The organism is Amycolatopsis sp. NPDC104587 (assembly GCF_055583645.1).
In genome coordinates this window covers 290,337-306,383 of record NZ_JBVJNO010000011.1, presented here as the reverse complement: position 1 = coordinate 306,383, position 16,047 = coordinate 290,337, and the positions used below count along the sequence as shown (strand labels likewise).

The window sequence follows — 16,047 nt, the reverse complement described above, 5'->3', positions numbered from 1 at the left end:
CCGCCCGTGACCGTGACGCTCAAAGACGTCGCCACGCTCGCCGGAGTGTCGGTGAAGACGGTGTCGAACGTGGTCAACGGCTATGCCTTCGTGAAGCCGGAAAACCGGCGGCGCGTCGAGGAAGCCCTGGCGGCGACCGGGTACCGGCCCAACGTCGGCGCGCGCAACCTGCGCCGCGGCCGCACGGGGTTCCTGGCGCTGATGGTGCCGGAGCTGTCGATCCCGTACTTCGGCGAGCTGGCGGGGCTGGTCATCACGGCGGCGCAGCAGCGCGGCTGGAGCGTCCTGATCGAACAGACGCAGGGTACGCGCCAGCGCGAGCGGGCGACGCTGTCGTCACTCGGCCCGCACCTGGTCGACGGGGCATTGGTGCACCCGGAAGCCCTGGAGGCGGCGGACTTCCCGTCCCCGGGCGAGATCCCGCTGGTGATGCTGGGCGAGCACGCGGTCGACGTCCCGATCGACCACGTGGCGATCGACAACGTCCTGGCGGCGCACACGGCGGTGTCCCATCTGACGTCGCTGGGCTGCCGCCGGATCGCGGCGATCGGCCGCAACCCGGCCCGCGGGACGTCTTCCCAGCGTCTGGCGGGGTACCGGTCGGCGTTGTCCGAGGCTGGACTGTCCTATTCGGACGAGCTGGTGGCGCCGGCGGAGAAGTGGCACCGCTCGGTGGGCGCGGCGGCGATGCGGTCGCTGCTGGCGTTGGACTCGCCACCGGACGCGGTGTTCTGCTTCAACGACCTCCTGGCGATCGGCGCGCTGCGAGCGGTGGCGGAGCTGGGCCTGCGGGTCCCGGAGGACGTGGCGATCGTGGGCTTCGACAACAACGAAGAGAGCGCGTTCTCCCTCCCGGCGCTGACCACGATCGCCCCGGACAAGACGGCATTGGCGGAGGCGGCGATCGACCTGGTGCACCGGCGGATCACGGGGGACAAGACCCTGCCGGCGCAGGACATCCAGACTCCGTTCGCCTTGGAGATCCGGGAGAGCACCAAGGGCCGCTGAGCGTCAGCAGCCGTACCCAGCCAGACGACACGCGTACCTGCGCGGACGACACGGCGGAGGACCGCAGCCGGATCGAGTCGTCCGTCCAGGTACGCGTGTCGTCCACTGGGGTACGCGTGTCGTCCGGCTGGGCACGCGTCAGCGGGAGGGCCAATGCCAGGAAGGGCGGTCCAGCCGTCCCTGGCCGACCAGCTTCGTCTCCCCGGCCTCCTTCTCCAGCTCCAGCTCCCCGACCTCCGCGACTTCCGACAGAGCCCGCGTCAGCAGGGAAGCGTGGGAAACCACGACCACCTGGGTCTCCTTCGCCGCGGTAGCGATCAAAACCGCCAACGCCGGCAGCAGGTCCGGGTGCAGCGACGTCTCCGGCTCGTTCAGCACCAGCAGCTCCGGCGGCCGCGGAGTCAGCAAAGCCGCCACCCACAGCAGGAACCGCAACGTCCCATCCGACAGCTCCGCCGCGGAAAGCGGACGCAGCAACCCGTGCTGGTGAAAACGGAGCGACAACAGACCGTCCGAAGAGACGACCTCCACCCGTGACCCCGGGAAAGCCGCATCCACCAGTGAAGCCAGGTCGGAAGCGCGGCCGATCTCCATGATCGTCTGCAACGCTGCCGCCAGGTCGGCGCCGTCCTGGGACAGGACGACCGTGCGGGTTCCCACCACCGACCGGCGGGCCGGGGCCGGCGCATCCGTGCGGAAGTGGTCGTAGAAGCGCCACGACCGGATCCGCTCCCGCAGCACCAGCAGCTCCGGGCACGCCCGCGGGTCCGAAAACTCACTCAGCATGCTGTCCGTCAGCCGGATCGGGTACGTCTCGGCGCCCCAGCCGCCTGACGCCACGCGCGTGCGGACCGAAGGGCCTGCCCGGTCCGCCAACAGCGAAGCCGGCCGGAGGACCGGGCCCGCCCATACCGCCTCGCGCTTGAACTCCGGGTCGAGGTTGAACATCGTGTCGCCCGGCACCGGGAGCCCCAGGTCGAGGGCGTAGCCGAACTCGTCACCCGCGAAGCCGAGCCGGAGGCCGACCGCCTTCGTGCGCACCGTGCCCTGGACCCGCGTGCCTGGGCGGGCGCCGTTCTCCGGGCCCGCCCACAGCGTTGACGGCAGGCCGCCTTCGCGCGCCAGGGCCGCCACCGCGCCGTTGCGGGACGCGTCCGCCAGCAGCCGCAGCGCCCGGTACAGGCTCGACTTGCCGCTGCCGTTCGGCCCGGTGACGACGGTCAGCGCGGACAGCGGCAGCACCAGGTCGCGCAGTGAGCGGTAGTTCCCGACGGCCAGCGTGGTCAGCATGCCCCGAACGTAGCCGCCGCGGATTCGTCCGATCTTTGTCCGGGTGAGGCGTTGACACGAGCCGAGCGCGTGGTCAGAATTCCGTGTCATCGATCCTATAGGATCTATGGTTCGCCGACCTCGAAGGAGTGGTCATGGCAGTACGCGGCAGACGGGCCTTGGGGGCCCTCGCCGGCCTGATGGTGGTCGGAGGCCTGTTCACGGCCCCCGCGGCCGAAGCCCAGCCGGAGGCCCCGGAACCGGTGGCCCAGAAACCGGTCGCCCAGAAGCCCTACCTGGGCTGGAGCAGCTGGAGCCTCGAGTCGACGAACTACCCCGGCGTCAACCCGACCGGCCCGGCCAGCTGGCTCACCGAAAAGCACGTGCTCCAGCAGGCCGACGTCCTCGCCGCGAAGTTCAAGCAGCACGGCTACACCTACGTCAACATCGACGCGGGCTGGTCGAACGGCTACGACCAGAACGCCCGCCCGGTGGTCAACCCGACGACCTTCCCGGACGGCATGAAGTACGTCGCCGACTACGTCCACAAGAAGGGCCTGAAGCTCGGCTCCTACCTGGCCGTCGGCCTCGACCTCAACGCCTACAACGGCGGCAGCTCGCCGATCGCGGGCACCACGAACTGCCACACGCGCGACCTCGTCTACCCCGACCTGCGCAAGACCAACGGCTGGGACTCCGCCTACAAGATCGACTTCACGAACCCGTGCGCCCAGTCCTACGTGGACTCGGTGGCGCAGCTGCTGGCCGCCTGGGGTGTCGACTTCCTCAAGCTCGACGGCGTCGGCCCCGGCTCCTTCAAGGGCGGCGAGAACTACACCAACACCACCGACGTCGAGGCCTGGCACAAGGCGATCGCCAAGACCGGCCGCCCGATGGAGTTCGTCGTCTCGTGGGCGCTCAGCCACCGCCAGGCCGACGTCTGGAAGGCGAACACCAACGGCTGGCGCGTCGACACCGACGTCGAGTGTTACTGCGACACGCTCGTGACCTGGAACAACTCGGTCAAGCAGCGCTGGAACGACGTGGTGCAGTGGATCCCGGACGCCGGTCCCGGTCACTGGAACAACCTCGACTCCCTCGACGTCGGCAGCGGCAAGATGGACGGCATCACCCAGGCCGAGCGCCAGAGCTACATGACGCTCTGGGCGATCGAAGCCGCGCCGCTCTACATCGGTGACGACCTCACGCAGCTCGACGACTACGGCGTCAAGCTCCTCACCAACGACGAGGTCATCGCGGTCAACCAGGCCGGGATCCCGGCCAAGCCGGTGAGCCAGACGACCGACCAGCAGGTCTGGTACAACCGCAACGCCGACGGCAGCTACACGGTCGCGCTGTTCAACCTCGCCGCGACGCCCGCCCGCGTCACCGCGGACCTCGCGCAGCTCGGCATCACCGGGCCCGTCGAGGTCCGCGACCTCTGGGCGCACAAGGAGGTCGGCACCACCTCCGCCGACCTGCCGGTGCACGGCTCCCGCCTGTTCAAGGTCACCCCGCGTGACCGCGACGCCCTCGCGGCCCCGGCGGTCGTGCACGGCACCGCGGCCACCGGCACCAGCGTTTCGCTCGCCTGGGACGCCTCTAAGGGCGCGCAGAGCTACGACGTCTTCGCCGGCAACAAGAAGGTCGCCACGACCACCGGCACCACCGCCACGGTCGCCGGCCTCAAGCCGTCGACGAACAACGAGTTCACGGTCGTCGCGAACCAGCGTTACGGCAGGCCGTCCGCGCCCAGCAAGAAGATCGGCGTGACGACCACCGCGGCCGACGGCCCGAAGGCGTACGAAGCGGAGAACGGCACCCCGCAGGGCGGCGCCACCGTCTACGACTGTGCCTGCAGCAATGGCAAGAAGGTCGGCTACCTCGGCGGCAGCGGGTACGTCGTGCTGCCGACGGTCACCGTCCCGAAGGCGGGCACCTACCTGCTGCAGCTGTCCTATGTGGACGGCGACTCCAGCCGCACCGGCATCGTCACGGTCAACGGGACGTCGTTCCCGCTGCCGGTCGCCGGGAGCAACGACGACGACTGGAACACCCCGCAGGCGACCACCGTCCCGGTGTACCTGCAGGCCGGGGCCAACACGGTCCAGATCGGCAACCAGGCCGGCTACGTCTACGACGTCGACAAGATCACCGTCTGAGAAGGAGGCTGCCGTGGTGGTGACCACGCAACGACCGACCCTGCGGGCCGCCACCACGGCGCCGCCGCCGAAGAACCGCCGCTCCGCCGCCCACCGGAACGACGCGCCCATCGCGTGGCTGCTCATCGCGCCCGCGCTCGCCGGGTTCGCGGTGTTCTTCGCCTACCCGACCCTGCGCGGGCTCTACCTCAGCTTCACCGAGTTCCACGTCCTCACCGCGCCGCGCTGGATCGGCCTGGGCAACTTCCAGGAGCTCGTCGGCGACGCCGAGTTCTGGCACTCGCTGCTCGTCACGATCTACTTCGTCGTGCTCTCGGTGCTCCTGGGCGTGCTGGTCTCCCTGGTGACGGCGGTGATCCTGCACCGGCTCGCGGTGTCGGCCACCGTCCGCGGGCTGATGATCCTGCCGTTCCTCATCTCCGGCGTGGTCACCGCGCTGGTCTGGTCGTGGATGCTCGACCCGCAGCTCGGCATCGTCAACGTCCTGATCACGAAGCTCGGCGGTGACCCGGTGCTGTTCTTCGGCTCGCAGGGCTGGGCGGTGCCGACGCTGGCCGGGCTCAACGTCTGGAAGTCCATGGGCTACAACGCGGTGCTGATCTTCGCCGGGCTGCAGACCATTCCGTCCACTGTGTACGAAGCGGGCCGGATCGACGGCGCGAGCGAGCTGCAGATGTTCCGCCGGCTCACCGTGCCGCTGCTGCGGCCGATCCTGGTGATGGTCGTGGTGCTGACCGTGATCAGCTCGTTCCAGATCTTCGACATCGTGCAGGTGACCACCAAGGGCGGGCCGGCGAACGCGTCGAAGGTGCTGCAGATGTACATCTACGACAAGGCGTTCGGCCAGTTCGACTTCGGGTACGCCGCCACCATGTCGCTGGTGTTGTTCGTGTTGCTCGCGGCTGTCACCTTCGCCCAGCTCCGGATGGCTCGCGCCGGCGAGTCCGACACCGACTAGGAGGGATCGTGCGCACGCGTTTCTCCCCGGGCCGGGTGATCGCCTGGGCGTACCTGGTGCTCGTCCTGGTCGTCACGATCTTCCCGTTCTACTGGATCGTGCGGACCGCGCTGTCGAACAACTACGCGATGGCCACCGACCCGTCTTCGCTGGTGCCGGTGGACCTCACGATCGGCGCGTTCAAACGCGCGCTCGGCCTGGCGACTCCGGCGGAAGCCGCGGCGCAGGGCGGCTCAGGCGCTTCGCTCGACCTGCTACTGGCCCTGCGGAACTCGGTGGTCTACGCGGCGCTGCTGACCGTCTGCACGGTGTTCTTCTCCGCGCTGGCCGCGTTCGCCTTCGCGCGGCTGCGGTGGGCGGGCCGCAACGCCGTGTTCGCGGTGCTGCTGACCGCGCTGATGGTGCCGCAGGTGCTGACGCTGCTGCCGAACTTCGTGCTGGTCAAGGACCTCGGGCTGCTCAACAGTTTCGGCGGGATGATCCTGCCCACGGCGTTCTTCTCCGCGTTCAACATCTTCTTCCTGCGCCAGTTCATGCTCGGGCTCAGCACCGAGATCGAGGAGGCCGCGATCATCGACGGCGCGGGCCCGCTGCGCGTCTGCTTCCGGATCGTGCTCCCGATGAGCGCCGCGCCGATCGCGACGCTCGCGCTGCTGACGTTCATCAACACCTGGAACGACTACCTCTGGCCGCTGCTGGTCACCAACGACGACACCGTCCGCCCGCTGACCCTGGCGCTCGCGGTGTTCAAGCAGTCCTCGCCGCAGGCGGCGCTGGACTGGTCCGGCCTGATGGCCGCCACGCTCGTCTCGGCGCTCCCGATGCTGCTGCTCTTCGTGGTGTTCGGCCGCCGGCTCGTCAATTCCATCGGCTTCACGGGACTCAAGTGATGGACGACCTCCTGCTCTCCTGGCCGGCCCCGGCCGCGGAATGGACCGAAGCGATGCCGGTCGGCAACGGCCGGCTCGGCGCGATGGTCTTCGGCGGCGCCGGGCGCACGCGGATCCAGGTCAACGACGCCACCGTCTGGTCCGGCACCCCGCTGGGGCCGGCGTCCGCCTTGAAGGACATCGACGCCGGTCCCGAGCGGCTCGCGGAAGTACGCGAAGCCGTGTCGGCAAAGGACTACCGGCGGGCCGAAGAACTCCTGATGGCCTTCGAAGGGCCGTACAGCCAGGAGTTCCTGCCCTATGTGGACCTCTGGCTGACGCTCCCGGAAGGGACGTCGCACGGCCGGACGCTCAACCTCGACAACGGCGTCACCACCGAGCGGCTCACCATCGACGGCCACGACGTCGAGCGGACGACCTGGGTGAGCCGGCCCGCGCAGGTCCTGTGTGTCGCGCTGTCCGGCCCGGTCGAGGTCGACGTCGACCTGTCGACACCGCTGCGCGAGGTGTCGCGTGACGGTCTCGACGTCGGCATCGAGATTCCCGTCGACGGCGCGCCGCGGCACGAACCGCAGGTCGAAGAGCCACTGCGGTACGGGACCGTCGAGGGGTACGACCCGTTCGCCGCGGTTTCGGTCCGGGTCGCGCGGACGGAGTCCGGCGTCCTGATCGTCCTGGCCAGCTCCACCAGCGCGTACGACGCCTGGATCGGCGACCGCCAGCACACGCGCGACGAGCACCGGCGCCGCGCGGCTGTCCTCGCCGAGCGGGCCGTCAAAACCGGCGCCGCGGAGCTGCGACGGGCCCACGAGGCCGACCTGCGGCCGCTGCTCGGCGCGTCGTCGCTCAAAATCGGTGAGCGCCGCGGCGGCACCCACGACGTCGCCGGGTTGCTGTCCGGAAAGGACGACCAGCTCACGGCGACCGTGCTCTTCCAGTACGGCCGGTACCTGCTGGCGAGCGCGTCCCGGCCGGGCGCGCCGCCCGCGAACCTGCAGGGCATCTGGAACGACGACCTCCGCCCGGCCTGGTCGTCGAACTACACGGTCAACATCAACACCCAGATGAACTACTGGGCCGCCGAGACGACCGGGCTCGGCGAATGCCACCTCCCGCTGTTCGACCTGCTCGGGAAGCTCGCGGTCACCGGCGCCGACGTCGCGCGGGAGCTGTACGGCGCCCGCGGCTGGGTCACCCACCACAACACCGACCCGTGGGGCTGGGCGCTGCCGGCCGGGATGGGGCACGGCAACCCGTCGTGGGCGATCTGGGCGATGGGCGGCGCGTGGCTGGTCCAGCACGCCTGGGACCACTACGACTTCACCCGCGACCGTGCCTTCCTCGAGCGGACGGCGTGGCCGCTGCTGCGCGGCTGCGCCGAGTTCTGCCTGGACTGGCTGGTCGACGGCCCGGACGGCTTCCTGGAGACGTGCCCGTCGACGTCCCCGGAGAACCTCTTCCTCTCCGAGGCCGGGACGAAGGAGTCGCTGACCTCGTCGGTGACGATGGACGTCGTCCTGATCCGCGCCGTGTTCGAGCGCAGCCTGGCCGCGGCCGAGGCGCTGGGCGCGCACGACCCGCTGTGCGCCCGGATCACCACCGCGCTGCCGCGGCTGCGCCCGCTGCCGGTGCTGCCGGACGGCCGGCTGGGGGAGTGGGCGAGCGACCTCCCCGAGGAGGACCCGGCCCACCGGCACATGTCACACATGATCGCGCTGTACCCGCTGGGCCGGATCGACGCCGTCGAGACGCCCGGGCTCGCGGAGGCGGCCCGCCGGGTCCTCGAGCGGCGCGGACCAGGCGCGATGGGCTGGTCGTGGGCGTGGAAGATCGCGCTGCGCGCCCGGCTCGGCGACGGCGAGACGGCGAGGAAGCTGCTGAGCGAGGCGTCCCAGCCGTTCACCGGCGACCGCCACCGCGACGCGCCGGTCGACGGTTCCGAGTGGGGCGGGCTGCTGCCCAACCTCTTCAGCACCCACCCGCCGTTCCAGATCGACGGCAACTACGGCTTCCCGGCCGGCCTCGCGGAACTGGTGCTGCAGAGCCAGAACGGCGTGCTTTCCCTGCTCCCCGCCCTGCCGGCGGACTGGCCGTCCGGGGAAGCGCGGGGGCTGCGCGGCCGCGGCGGGCTCGCGGTCGACGTCGAATGGCGTGACGGCGAGCTGCGCTACGCGGTCGTCCGGCGGCTGTCCGGGGACCCGGCCGAGCTGGTGCGCGTGCGCTACCGCGGCCGGGAGACCGAGCTGCGCCTGCGGTCCGGCGAATCGACCGTCCTGAAAGGACTGTGATGCTCACCGACCTAGGTCTCGACGCGCTGTGGGAGTACCGCAGCGACTACGTGCCACCGCCGGACTTCGACGAGTTCTGGACGTCTACTTTGGACTCCGCGCGGGCGTTCGACCTGGCCTTGGACTTGCGGCCGGTCGAGACGCCGCTGCGGACGCTCGACGTCTTCGACGTGACGTTCGCCGGCTTCGGCGGCCACCCGATCCGCGCGTGGCTGCGGCTGCCCCGGGGGGTCGAGGCGCCGCTGCCGGCGATCGTCCAGTTCCACGGGTACGGCGGCAGCCGGGGCAGCGCGCTGCAGGAGCTGACCTGGGCGTCCGCCGGGTACGCGCACCTGCAGGTCGACGTGCGCGGCCAAGGTGGGGTCACGGCCGATCCGGTGGGCAGCGGACCGGCGTACCCGGGCCACCTGACCCGCGGCATCGAGAGCCGCGAGACCTACGTCTACCGGCGGATCTTCACCGACGCGGCTCGCGCGGTCGACGCCGTGCGCGCGCTCCCGGCTGTTGATCCGGCGCGGGTGGCGGTGCTCGGCAACAGCCAGGGCGGCGGCATCGCGCTGGCCACGGCGGGGCTCGTCCCGGACGTGGCGGCCGTGCACGCGCAAGCGCCGTTCCTCTGCGACTTCCGGCGAGCGAGCCTCGTCGGCGGCGAGCGGCCCTACGTCGAACTGTCCCGGTACCTGGCGGACCACCGTGACGCCGTCTCGCGGGTGTTCGACGTGCTGTCCTATTTCGACGGTGTCGGGTTCGCCTCGCGCGCGACGGCCCCGGCCTGGTTCAGCGCCGGGCTGATGGATCCCGTCGTGCCGCCGTCCACGGTGTTCGGCGCCTACCACGTCTACAAGGGACAGAAACAGCTCGCCGTCTGGGCGTACAACGGCCACGAAGCCGGTGGCCCCGACGACGTTCAGGCGGTACTCGAAGGATTCCGGTCCATCCTGCGTCCACAATGGAGTTGACATGAAGTTTCGCGTAGTGGCGGCCGCCGGTCTGGCGGCGACGCTGGGAGCACTGGTGGCCGCCTGTGGTGGCGGCTCGGCGAGCGGCAGTGGGACCACCGTCAACTGGTGGACCTGGGACGACAAGCAGGCGGCGGCGTACCAGAGCTGCGTGTCGGCGTTCGAGAAGGCCAACCCGGGCACCACGGTGAAGATCACGCAGTACAATGTGGACGACTATTTCACCAAGCTGACCGCCGGGTTCGTCGGCGGCACCGCGCCGGACGCGTTCCAGAACAGCGTCCAGTACTTCCAGGCCTATGCTTCCCAGCACCAGCTGCTGCCGCTGGACGACCTGATCGCGCGGGACAAGTTCGACCTGAAGAAGTTCTCCGTCGGCGTCGACGCGTGGAAGTTCACCGACGGCAAGCAGTACGCGCTGCCGCTGGACTGGTCGGCGACCGGGCTCTACTACAGCGTCGACGCGATCACGAAGGCCGGGTACACGCCCGCGGACATCGCGAAGCTGACCTGGAACCCCGACGACGGCGGGACGTTCGAGCAGGTCGCGGCGCACCTGAGCGTCGACAAGAACGGCGTGCGCGGCGACCAGCCCGGGTTCGACAAGGACCACGTCGCGACCTACGGCACGGGGCAGCTCGCGTCGCGGGACTTCATCGGCGAGTCGACGTGGAGCTCCTTCGCGATGACGACCGGCTGGCGCCTGGCGGACAAGCAGTCCTGGCCGACGAAGTTCAGCTACGACGACCCGGTGTTCGCGAAGACGATGCGCTGGGTGCGGTCGCTGGCCGACCGCGGGTTCGCGCCGAAGATCGGCACGTTCACCACCGGTGGCCAGGCCACGATCAGCGACGTCGACCTGATCGGCTCGGGCAAGGTGGCGATGGAGACGGCCGGCTCGTGGTCGGCGAGCACGTTCGCGAAGCTGCCGGGGGTCAAGGTCGGGATCGCGCCGACGGTGCTCGGGCCGACGGGGAAGCGGGCTCTGCTGTCCAATTCGAACGGCAACAACGTCTGGGCGGGCACGAAGAACCCCGACCTGACGTGGAAGTGGGTGTCGTACATGGGTTCGCCGGAGTGCCAGTCGGCGGCCGGCGCGAGCGGCACGTTCTTCCCGTCGATCCCGGCGTCGATGGACACGGCTGCGTCGGCGATGAAGGGCCGGAGTGTCGACCTGTCGGTGTTCACCACGATGCTGAAGGACGGCTCGCTCGTCCCGGCGGTGGTCTACGGCAACGGCGCGGCCCTGCAGGACGCGGAGCGGCCGCTGTTCGAGGCGTACTTCGCCCACCAGCGCGACGACGACGTGTTCGCGGAGATGGCGTCGAAGAGCCGCGACGTGCTGGGCAAGCAGTAGCCTGTAGGCACAACACGTGAGGGGAGTCATGGTGGAGGGTCGGCGGCTCGAAGCCCTGCCGAACCGGCAGGTGCTGGCCGACGGCGTCTACGAGCAGATCCGGGCGCTGATCATGAACGACGGCATCGAGCCCGGCGCGCGGGTCAACATCGACGAGATCGCGCGCGAGCTCGGCGTCTCGGGCACCCCGGTGCGTGAGGCACTGGCGCGGCTGGAGTCCGAGGAGCTGGTCAGCAGGCTGCCGTTGCGCGGCTACCGCGTGACGGAACTGCTGAACCGCAAGGAAGTCGACGACATGTACGCGCTGCGGCTCCTGCTGGAGCCCCCGTCGGCGGCCCTGGCGGCGGCGGCGATGTCGGACGAAAACGTGGCTCTGCTCGAAGCCGAGCTGGCGACGTGCCCGACCGCGCCGATCGAGGACGCCTACAGCGACTACAAGGCGTTGACGGCCCATGACGCCCGGCTGCACGAGCTGATCCTGCGCATGGCGGGCAACGTGGCGGTGGAGCAGGCGTTCGCGCGCACCCACTGCCACCTGCACTTCTTCCGGCTGAACTACAACCAGCCGTTCGGGGAGCAGACGATCTCGGAGCACCGCGTGATCGTGGACGCCCTGGTGGCGGGCAACGCGGCCGCGGCCGGCAAGGCGATGACGGACCACCTCGAGGTGGCCCGGGACCGCCTCCTGTCCCGCCTCTGACGTGACAAAAGAGGCATCACGCGTGATTGGAGAGGCATCACGCGTGATCAGAAGGGCATCGCGGCTGATGCCCCTCCAGTCACGCGTGATGCCCGCCTGATCACGCGTGATGCCCCGTACGTGCGAAGGCCGCACCGGGCGTACCCGGTGCGGCCTCCCCCGACGACGTCAGACGAACGTCACTTGACCGGCATGGTCACTTCGTAGACGCGGGTCGGCGCCTTGCGCGCGCCGGCGAAGCCGTTGGCCCACAGGGATTCCACCTGCGAGGACTCCTCCGCGTTGGGGTTCGCGTTGGTGCACGACGGGCCGGGGCCGCCGCCCGACATCAGCTCGGAGCAGGGGCCCTCGTAGTGGTCCGGCAGGCCCAGCGCGTGACCGGTTTCGTGGGCCGCGATGCGGGTCTGGTTGTACTGCTCCGCCTGGGTGTAGTCGATGAAGATCGTGCCGCTGCCGTGGCCGTCGGTCTGGGCGTACGAGCCGCGCGGGTCGTTGCCCTCCGTGTAGTGCAGCGACGCGCCCGAGGAGCTTTCCTCGAGCTTGACGTTCGACACCGCCGCGTTCCAGTTCGCCGCGCCCGCGTTGATCACGTCGCGGAAGGTGGGGGCGTCCGAGGTGTCGTAGTAGACGACCGTGGCCGCTTCCGGGGCCGCGAAAGCCGGGCCGGCGGTGAGCGGGGTGGCGATCATCGCCAGCGCGACGGCGGCGCCGGGCAGCAGGTACTTCCTGGACATCGGGACGACTCCTTGCCGTGGGGAATTTGCCGGGTTTGCGCGCGCTGGGTGTCGAACTTACGGAACGTCCACGCGTTTGTGACCCGACTTTCGTACTGCGCTGCGAACGGTGATTTACCAACCATTTCGTCCGGTTGACATGCGCAGCCACGCATACAAGGATGCGCCGCCCGGCTCAGGCGACGGGGTCCGCCAGGGGGATCTCGCCTTCCGACAGCCACGAGCCGCGCCACGCCAGGTCGTCCCTGACCAGCGGTTTTCCGCAGGCGTCACACGTCTCGCCCGGCCGGGTGAGCCGGCCGCACGCCGTGTGGGCGAGCTTCATCGGGCCGGACGACGTCGCCGAGTCGGTGTGCGCGTTGCCCCACGTGCCGAGCGCGTGGATGACCGGCAGGGTGTCCGAACCGGCCTGCGTCAGCCGGTACTCGTGCCGGGTCCGGCCGCCGTCGCGGTAGGGGAGCTTCGTCAGCAGCCCGCGTTCGACGAGCTTCGCCAGCCGGGTCGTGAGCACGTTGTCGGCGATACCGAGCTCGGTGCGGAAGTCCTCGAACCGGGTGGTGCCGGCGGTCGCGTTGCGCAGGATCAGCAGCGTCCACGGCTCGGCCAGGACGTCGGCGGCGCGGGCGATCGGGCAGGAGGCGTCCTCCCAGGTGATGCGACGGCTCATGACGGTGATCCCTTCGAGCTGACTTGCTCCGAGCAAGTCTACGCCGTACAGTCGGCCGCAGCTAGCTTGCAACGAGCAAGCCAGGTGCGAGAGGAGCTCGTCATGGAGATCACGGGTGCGGTGGCGCTGGTCACCGGAGCCAACCGGGGCCTCGGCCGGCAGTTCGCCGCCGCTCTCCTGGAGCGCGGCGCGGCCAAGGTCTACGCGGCCGCGCGCAACCCCGAGTCGGTCGACCTGCCGGGCGTGGTGCCGCTGAAGCTGGACGTCACCGATCCGGCGTCGATCCGGGAAGCCGCCGCGCAAGCCGGCGACGTCACGCTGCTGGTGAACAACGCCGGGTCGTCCACCGGAGCGTCGCTGCTCGGCGGGTCCATCGCGGACATCAAGCTCGAGATGGACACGCACTACTTCGGCACCCTCGCGGTGACCCGCGAGTTCGCGCCAATCCTGGAGCGCAACGGCGGGGGTGCGGTGCTCAACGTCCTTTCGGTGCTTTCCTGGTTCACCGCGCCGCAGGTCGCCGCGTATTCGGCGGCGAAGTCGGCGGCCTGGTCGCTGACCAACGCCCTGCGCCTCGAGCTGGCGCCGCAGAAGACCCAGGTGACCGCGCTGCACGTCGGGTACATGGACACCGACATGGCCAAGCACGTCGACGAGCCGAAGACCGACCCGGCGGTGGTGGCCGGGCTCGCGCTCGACGGCGTCGAGCAGGGCCGGTTCGAGGTGCTTGCCGACGACGTCAGCCGAAACGTGCGGGCCGGGCTGTCCGGAGAGGTCGCCGGGCTGTACCCGGTGTTGCTTTCTTGAGTGTTTTTGCGCCTTTCCCACCCCGGAACGGCGGTGTGCCGGAGGCGGGCGTATGAATGGGCGGTGGCGGAGAAACTCGAAGTCGGAATCGGCCGCAGGAGGAACCGCTGGGGTGAAGGCGAGCGGCTGCGCGGGGAAATCCTGGCGGCCGCCGCTCGTCTCCTCGCCGAGCTCGGCGGCGAGGACGGGCTGACGATCCGCGGCGTGGCGCGCGCGGTCGGCATCGCCCCGGCCAGCATCTACCAGCATTTCTCCGATCGTGCGGAATTGGTGCGCGGACTGCTCGACCACGAATACGGCCGGTTGCGGGAATCGATGCGCGCGGCCGAGGAGACGCTCGGCGAAACCGACGTCGTCGGACGCGTCCGGGCGCAGATTCACGCCTACTGCGCGTTCGCCATGGAGAATCCGGGGCATTACCGCCTGATGCTCGCGAACGGCGCCACCCGGCCCGCGCCCGGGGCTCGCGCGGAAGGCCCGCTGCTCGACGTGATCGACTCGCTGACCGCGGGTTTCGAACGGTGCGTCGAGGCGGGTCACCCGCTGCGCGTGACGCCGGGCCGGGCGGCCGCGATGGTGTTCGTCGGGGCGCACGGGCGGGTCGCGTTGTTCCACAGCGTGCTCAACCGGACCGGCGCCGAGCTGGTTGAGCCGTTCGTGGACGAACTCGTGACGCTGGTCTTCGCCTGATCGGACCTGTGGCGGGATCGCCGGAAGATGCTTAGCATAGCTATGTAAATTTCCGGCGACTTCGGGAGGTACCCGGTGGACGGCGTTCCCGCGTTTCCGATGACCCGGCGGTGTCCGTTCGACCCGCCGGCCGAGCTGGGCGAGCTGCCGCCGGTGTCGCGCGTGCGGCTCTGGAACGGCAGCACGCCGTGGCTGGTCCGGCGCTACGACGACGTGCGCGCGCTGCTGCGCGACTCGCGGATCAGCGCCGACTCGGACCGGCCCGGGTATCCGCACCAGAGTGCCGCTTCGGCCGCGCGGCGCAAGCGCGCCAAGTCGTTCATCACCATGGACGGCGCCGAGCACGCGGCCCAGCGCCGCCTGCTCACCGGCGACTTCCTCGTGAAGAAGATGGAAGCGCTGCGCCCGGCGATCCAGCGCATCGTCGACGACCTCGTCGACGGGCTGCTGGCCGGCCCGAAGCCGGTCGACCTCGTGACGGCGTTCGCGTTGCCGGTGCCGTCACTGGTGATCTGCGAGCTGCTCGGGGTGCCCTACGACGACCGCGTGTTCTTCCAGGACATCACCAAGGTGATGGTGTCGCGGACGGCTACGCCCGAGGAGGCAGTCAAGGCCACCGACGACCTGCTCGGGTACCTCTCCGGCCTGGTCGAGCGGAAGGCGGCGGCGCCGGGTGACGACGTCCTGAGCAAGCTGGCGACGGCGCAGTACGCGACCGGGAAGATGACCGCCGAGGACGTCGCCTCGATGGGGCAGCTGCTCCTGGTGGCCGGCCACGAGACGACGGCGAACATGATCGCCCTCGGCACCGTGGCCCTGCTGGAGCACCCGGACCAGCTGGCGCTGGTGCGGGACGGCGACGCCGACCAGCTGCGTCGCGCGGTCGAGGAGTTGTTGCGGTACTTGAACATCACACACACCGGACGTCGTCGTGTCGCGGTCGAGGACATCGAGATCGGCGGCGAGGTCATCCGCGCGGGCGAGGGTGTCATCGCGGCCGGTGACGTCGCGAACCGCGACGAGGCGGCGTTCGCCGACCCGGACCGCCTCGACGTGACGCGCGAGGCCCGCCACCACGTCGCGTTCGGCTACGGCGTGCACCAGTGCCTCGGCCAGACGCTGGCCCGGGTGGAGCTGCAGGTGGTGTACGGCACGCTCTACCGCCGCATCCCCGGCCTGCGGCTCGCGGTGCCGCTGGAGGAGCTGGCCTTCAAGGACGACATGCTCGTCTACGGCGTGCATTGCCTGCCGGTGACCTGGTGACGGCTCACAGCTGACGGTGCACCGCGTCGAGGTCGGGGCGTGCGCGATCTCCGCCGCCGGGCACGGAAGGGGACGCCGTACCGCGCGGCGTCCGCCGGCACCGCAGCAGGAACCCCGGCCCGGCCCCGACCATCGGCGGCAGCGGGCGACGACGGCGCGATCTTGAGCACCAGCCGCCGGCCGTCCGCCAGCTGCAGGCGGACGGCGGTGTTGTAGGTGCCGCCGCCGATCCGCTCGGCGGACACCACCGAAGCCGGGTCGACGCCCGACGCCGCCAGTTCTTCGTGCACCGGCC

Annotated in this window: 15 protein-coding genes; 11 read left to right on the top strand and 4 right to left on the bottom strand. The window is 70.2% G+C overall.

Annotated elements, in window-relative coordinates:
- Window positions 1–6 precede the first annotated feature (6 nt).
- Window positions 7–1,008 carry a LacI family DNA-binding transcriptional regulator gene (locus ACZ61C_RS32395; protein ID WP_465311656.1) on the top strand — a complete coding sequence of 334 codons (1,002 nt, stop codon included), beginning with the start codon at window positions 7–9 and terminating at the stop codon, window positions 1,006–1,008.
- 138 nt (window positions 1,009–1,146) lie between these two features.
- Here ACZ61C_RS32395 and ACZ61C_RS32390 read toward each other — a convergent pair whose 3' ends face one another.
- A complete protein-coding gene (locus tag ACZ61C_RS32390) occupies window positions 1,147–2,298 on the bottom strand; it encodes an AAA family ATPase (protein WP_465311655.1) in 1,152 nt (383 codons plus the stop codon).
- 134 nt (window positions 2,299–2,432) lie between these two features.
- Between ACZ61C_RS32390 and ACZ61C_RS32385 the strand changes: the two genes are divergently transcribed.
- From ACZ61C_RS32385 to ACZ61C_RS32355, 7 genes are read left to right on the top strand one after another with little or no spacing between them, the layout of a single operon-like run.
- Complete coding sequence (locus ACZ61C_RS32385) at window positions 2,433–4,439, top strand: alpha-galactosidase D (protein ID WP_465311654.1); 2,007 nt, start codon at window positions 2,433–2,435, stop codon at window positions 4,437–4,439.
- A gap of 13 nt (window positions 4,440–4,452) precedes the next feature.
- Window positions 4,453–5,397: a carbohydrate ABC transporter permease gene (locus tag ACZ61C_RS32380; RefSeq protein ID WP_465311653.1), complete on the top strand. Its 945-nt coding sequence runs from the start codon at window positions 4,453–4,455 to the stop codon at window positions 5,395–5,397.
- Between the two features lie 8 nt (window positions 5,398–5,405).
- Window positions 5,406–6,287, top strand: a complete 882-nt coding sequence (locus tag ACZ61C_RS32375; RefSeq protein WP_465311652.1) for a carbohydrate ABC transporter permease — start codon at window positions 5,406–5,408, stop codon at window positions 6,285–6,287.
- Entirely contained in the window at window positions 6,287–8,575 is a 2,289-nt protein-coding gene (locus ACZ61C_RS32370) for a glycosyl hydrolase family 95 catalytic domain-containing protein (protein ID WP_465311651.1), read from the top strand. Before ACZ61C_RS32375 ends, ACZ61C_RS32370 begins: the two co-directional genes overlap by 1 nt.
- A complete protein-coding gene (locus ACZ61C_RS32365; RefSeq protein WP_465311650.1) occupies window positions 8,575–9,534 on the top strand; it encodes an acetylxylan esterase in 960 nt (319 codons plus the stop codon). Before ACZ61C_RS32370 ends, ACZ61C_RS32365 begins: the two co-directional genes overlap by 1 nt.
- A 1-nt stretch (window position 9,535) precedes the next feature.
- The gene (locus ACZ61C_RS32360) at window positions 9,536–10,891 is read left to right on the top strand and encodes an ABC transporter substrate-binding protein (RefSeq protein WP_465311649.1); all 1,356 of its coding nucleotides are present in this window, start codon (window positions 9,536–9,538) and stop codon (window positions 10,889–10,891) included.
- Window positions 10,892–10,919: 28 nt separating this feature from the next.
- Window positions 10,920–11,591, top strand: coding sequence for a GntR family transcriptional regulator (locus tag ACZ61C_RS32355; RefSeq protein ID WP_465311648.1), 672 nt, complete (start codon window positions 10,920–10,922; stop codon window positions 11,589–11,591).
- A 179-nt stretch (window positions 11,592–11,770) separates the two neighbouring features.
- Here the strand turns inward: ACZ61C_RS32355 and ACZ61C_RS32350 are convergent, their stop codons facing one another.
- Window positions 11,771–12,325, bottom strand: coding sequence for a snapalysin family zinc-dependent metalloprotease (locus ACZ61C_RS32350; protein WP_465311647.1), 555 nt, complete (start codon window positions 12,323–12,325; stop codon window positions 11,771–11,773).
- Between the two features lie 175 nt (window positions 12,326–12,500).
- Window positions 12,501–12,992 carry a winged helix-turn-helix transcriptional regulator gene (locus ACZ61C_RS32345; RefSeq protein WP_465311646.1) on the bottom strand — a complete coding sequence of 164 codons (492 nt, stop codon included), beginning with the start codon at window positions 12,990–12,992 and terminating at the stop codon, window positions 12,501–12,503.
- A 102-nt stretch (window positions 12,993–13,094) separates the two neighbouring features.
- Between ACZ61C_RS32345 and ACZ61C_RS32340 the strand changes: the two genes are divergently transcribed.
- From ACZ61C_RS32340 to ACZ61C_RS32330, 3 genes are all read left to right on the top strand, one after another.
- The gene (locus tag ACZ61C_RS32340) at window positions 13,095–13,799 is read left to right on the top strand and encodes an SDR family oxidoreductase (protein ID WP_465311645.1); all 705 of its coding nucleotides are present in this window, start codon (window positions 13,095–13,097) and stop codon (window positions 13,797–13,799) included.
- A gap of 126 nt (window positions 13,800–13,925) precedes the next feature.
- Entirely contained in the window at window positions 13,926–14,489 is a 564-nt protein-coding gene (locus ACZ61C_RS32335) for a TetR/AcrR family transcriptional regulator (protein WP_465311759.1), read from the top strand.
- Window positions 14,490–14,588: 99 nt separating this feature from the next.
- A complete protein-coding gene (locus ACZ61C_RS32330) occupies window positions 14,589–15,752 on the top strand; it encodes a cytochrome P450 (protein ID WP_465311758.1) in 1,164 nt (387 codons plus the stop codon).
- On the opposite strand, the gene ACZ61C_RS32325 is transcribed toward ACZ61C_RS32330, so the two are convergent.
- A complete protein-coding gene (locus ACZ61C_RS32325) occupies window positions 15,719–16,042 on the bottom strand; it encodes a hypothetical protein (protein ID WP_465311644.1) in 324 nt (107 codons plus the stop codon). The two genes, ACZ61C_RS32330 and ACZ61C_RS32325, sit on opposite strands and share 34 nt — an antisense overlap.
- Window positions 16,043–16,047: the final 5 nt, after the last annotated feature.

What these genes read in the sequence shown, in the direction of transcription:
- ACZ61C_RS32390 (WP_465311655.1), bottom strand. Translation starts at nt 2,298, where the DNA reads ATGCTGACCACGCTGGCCGTCGGGAACTACCGCTCACTGCGCGACCTG.
- ACZ61C_RS32385 (WP_465311654.1), top strand. Translation starts at nt 2,433, where the DNA reads ATGGCAGTACGCGGCAGACGGGCCTTGGGGGCCCTCGCCGGCCTGATG.
- ACZ61C_RS32370 (WP_465311651.1), top strand. Translation starts at nt 6,287, where the DNA reads ATGGACGACCTCCTGCTCTCCTGGCCGGCCCCGGCCGCGGAATGGACC.
- ACZ61C_RS32365 (WP_465311650.1), top strand. Translation starts at nt 8,575, where the DNA reads ATGCTCACCGACCTAGGTCTCGACGCGCTGTGGGAGTACCGCAGCGAC.
- ACZ61C_RS32360 (WP_465311649.1), top strand. Translation starts at nt 9,536, where the DNA reads ATGAAGTTTCGCGTAGTGGCGGCCGCCGGTCTGGCGGCGACGCTGGGA.
- ACZ61C_RS32355 (WP_465311648.1), top strand. Translation starts at nt 10,920, where the DNA reads ATGGTGGAGGGTCGGCGGCTCGAAGCCCTGCCGAACCGGCAGGTGCTG.
- ACZ61C_RS32350 (WP_465311647.1), bottom strand. Translation starts at nt 12,325, where the DNA reads ATGTCCAGGAAGTACCTGCTGCCCGGCGCCGCCGTCGCGCTGGCGATG.
- ACZ61C_RS32345 (WP_465311646.1), bottom strand. Translation starts at nt 12,992, where the DNA reads ATGAGCCGTCGCATCACCTGGGAGGACGCCTCCTGCCCGATCGCCCGC.
- ACZ61C_RS32340 (WP_465311645.1), top strand. Translation starts at nt 13,095, where the DNA reads ATGGAGATCACGGGTGCGGTGGCGCTGGTCACCGGAGCCAACCGGGGC.
- ACZ61C_RS32330 (WP_465311758.1), top strand. Translation starts at nt 14,589, where the DNA reads ATGACCCGGCGGTGTCCGTTCGACCCGCCGGCCGAGCTGGGCGAGCTG.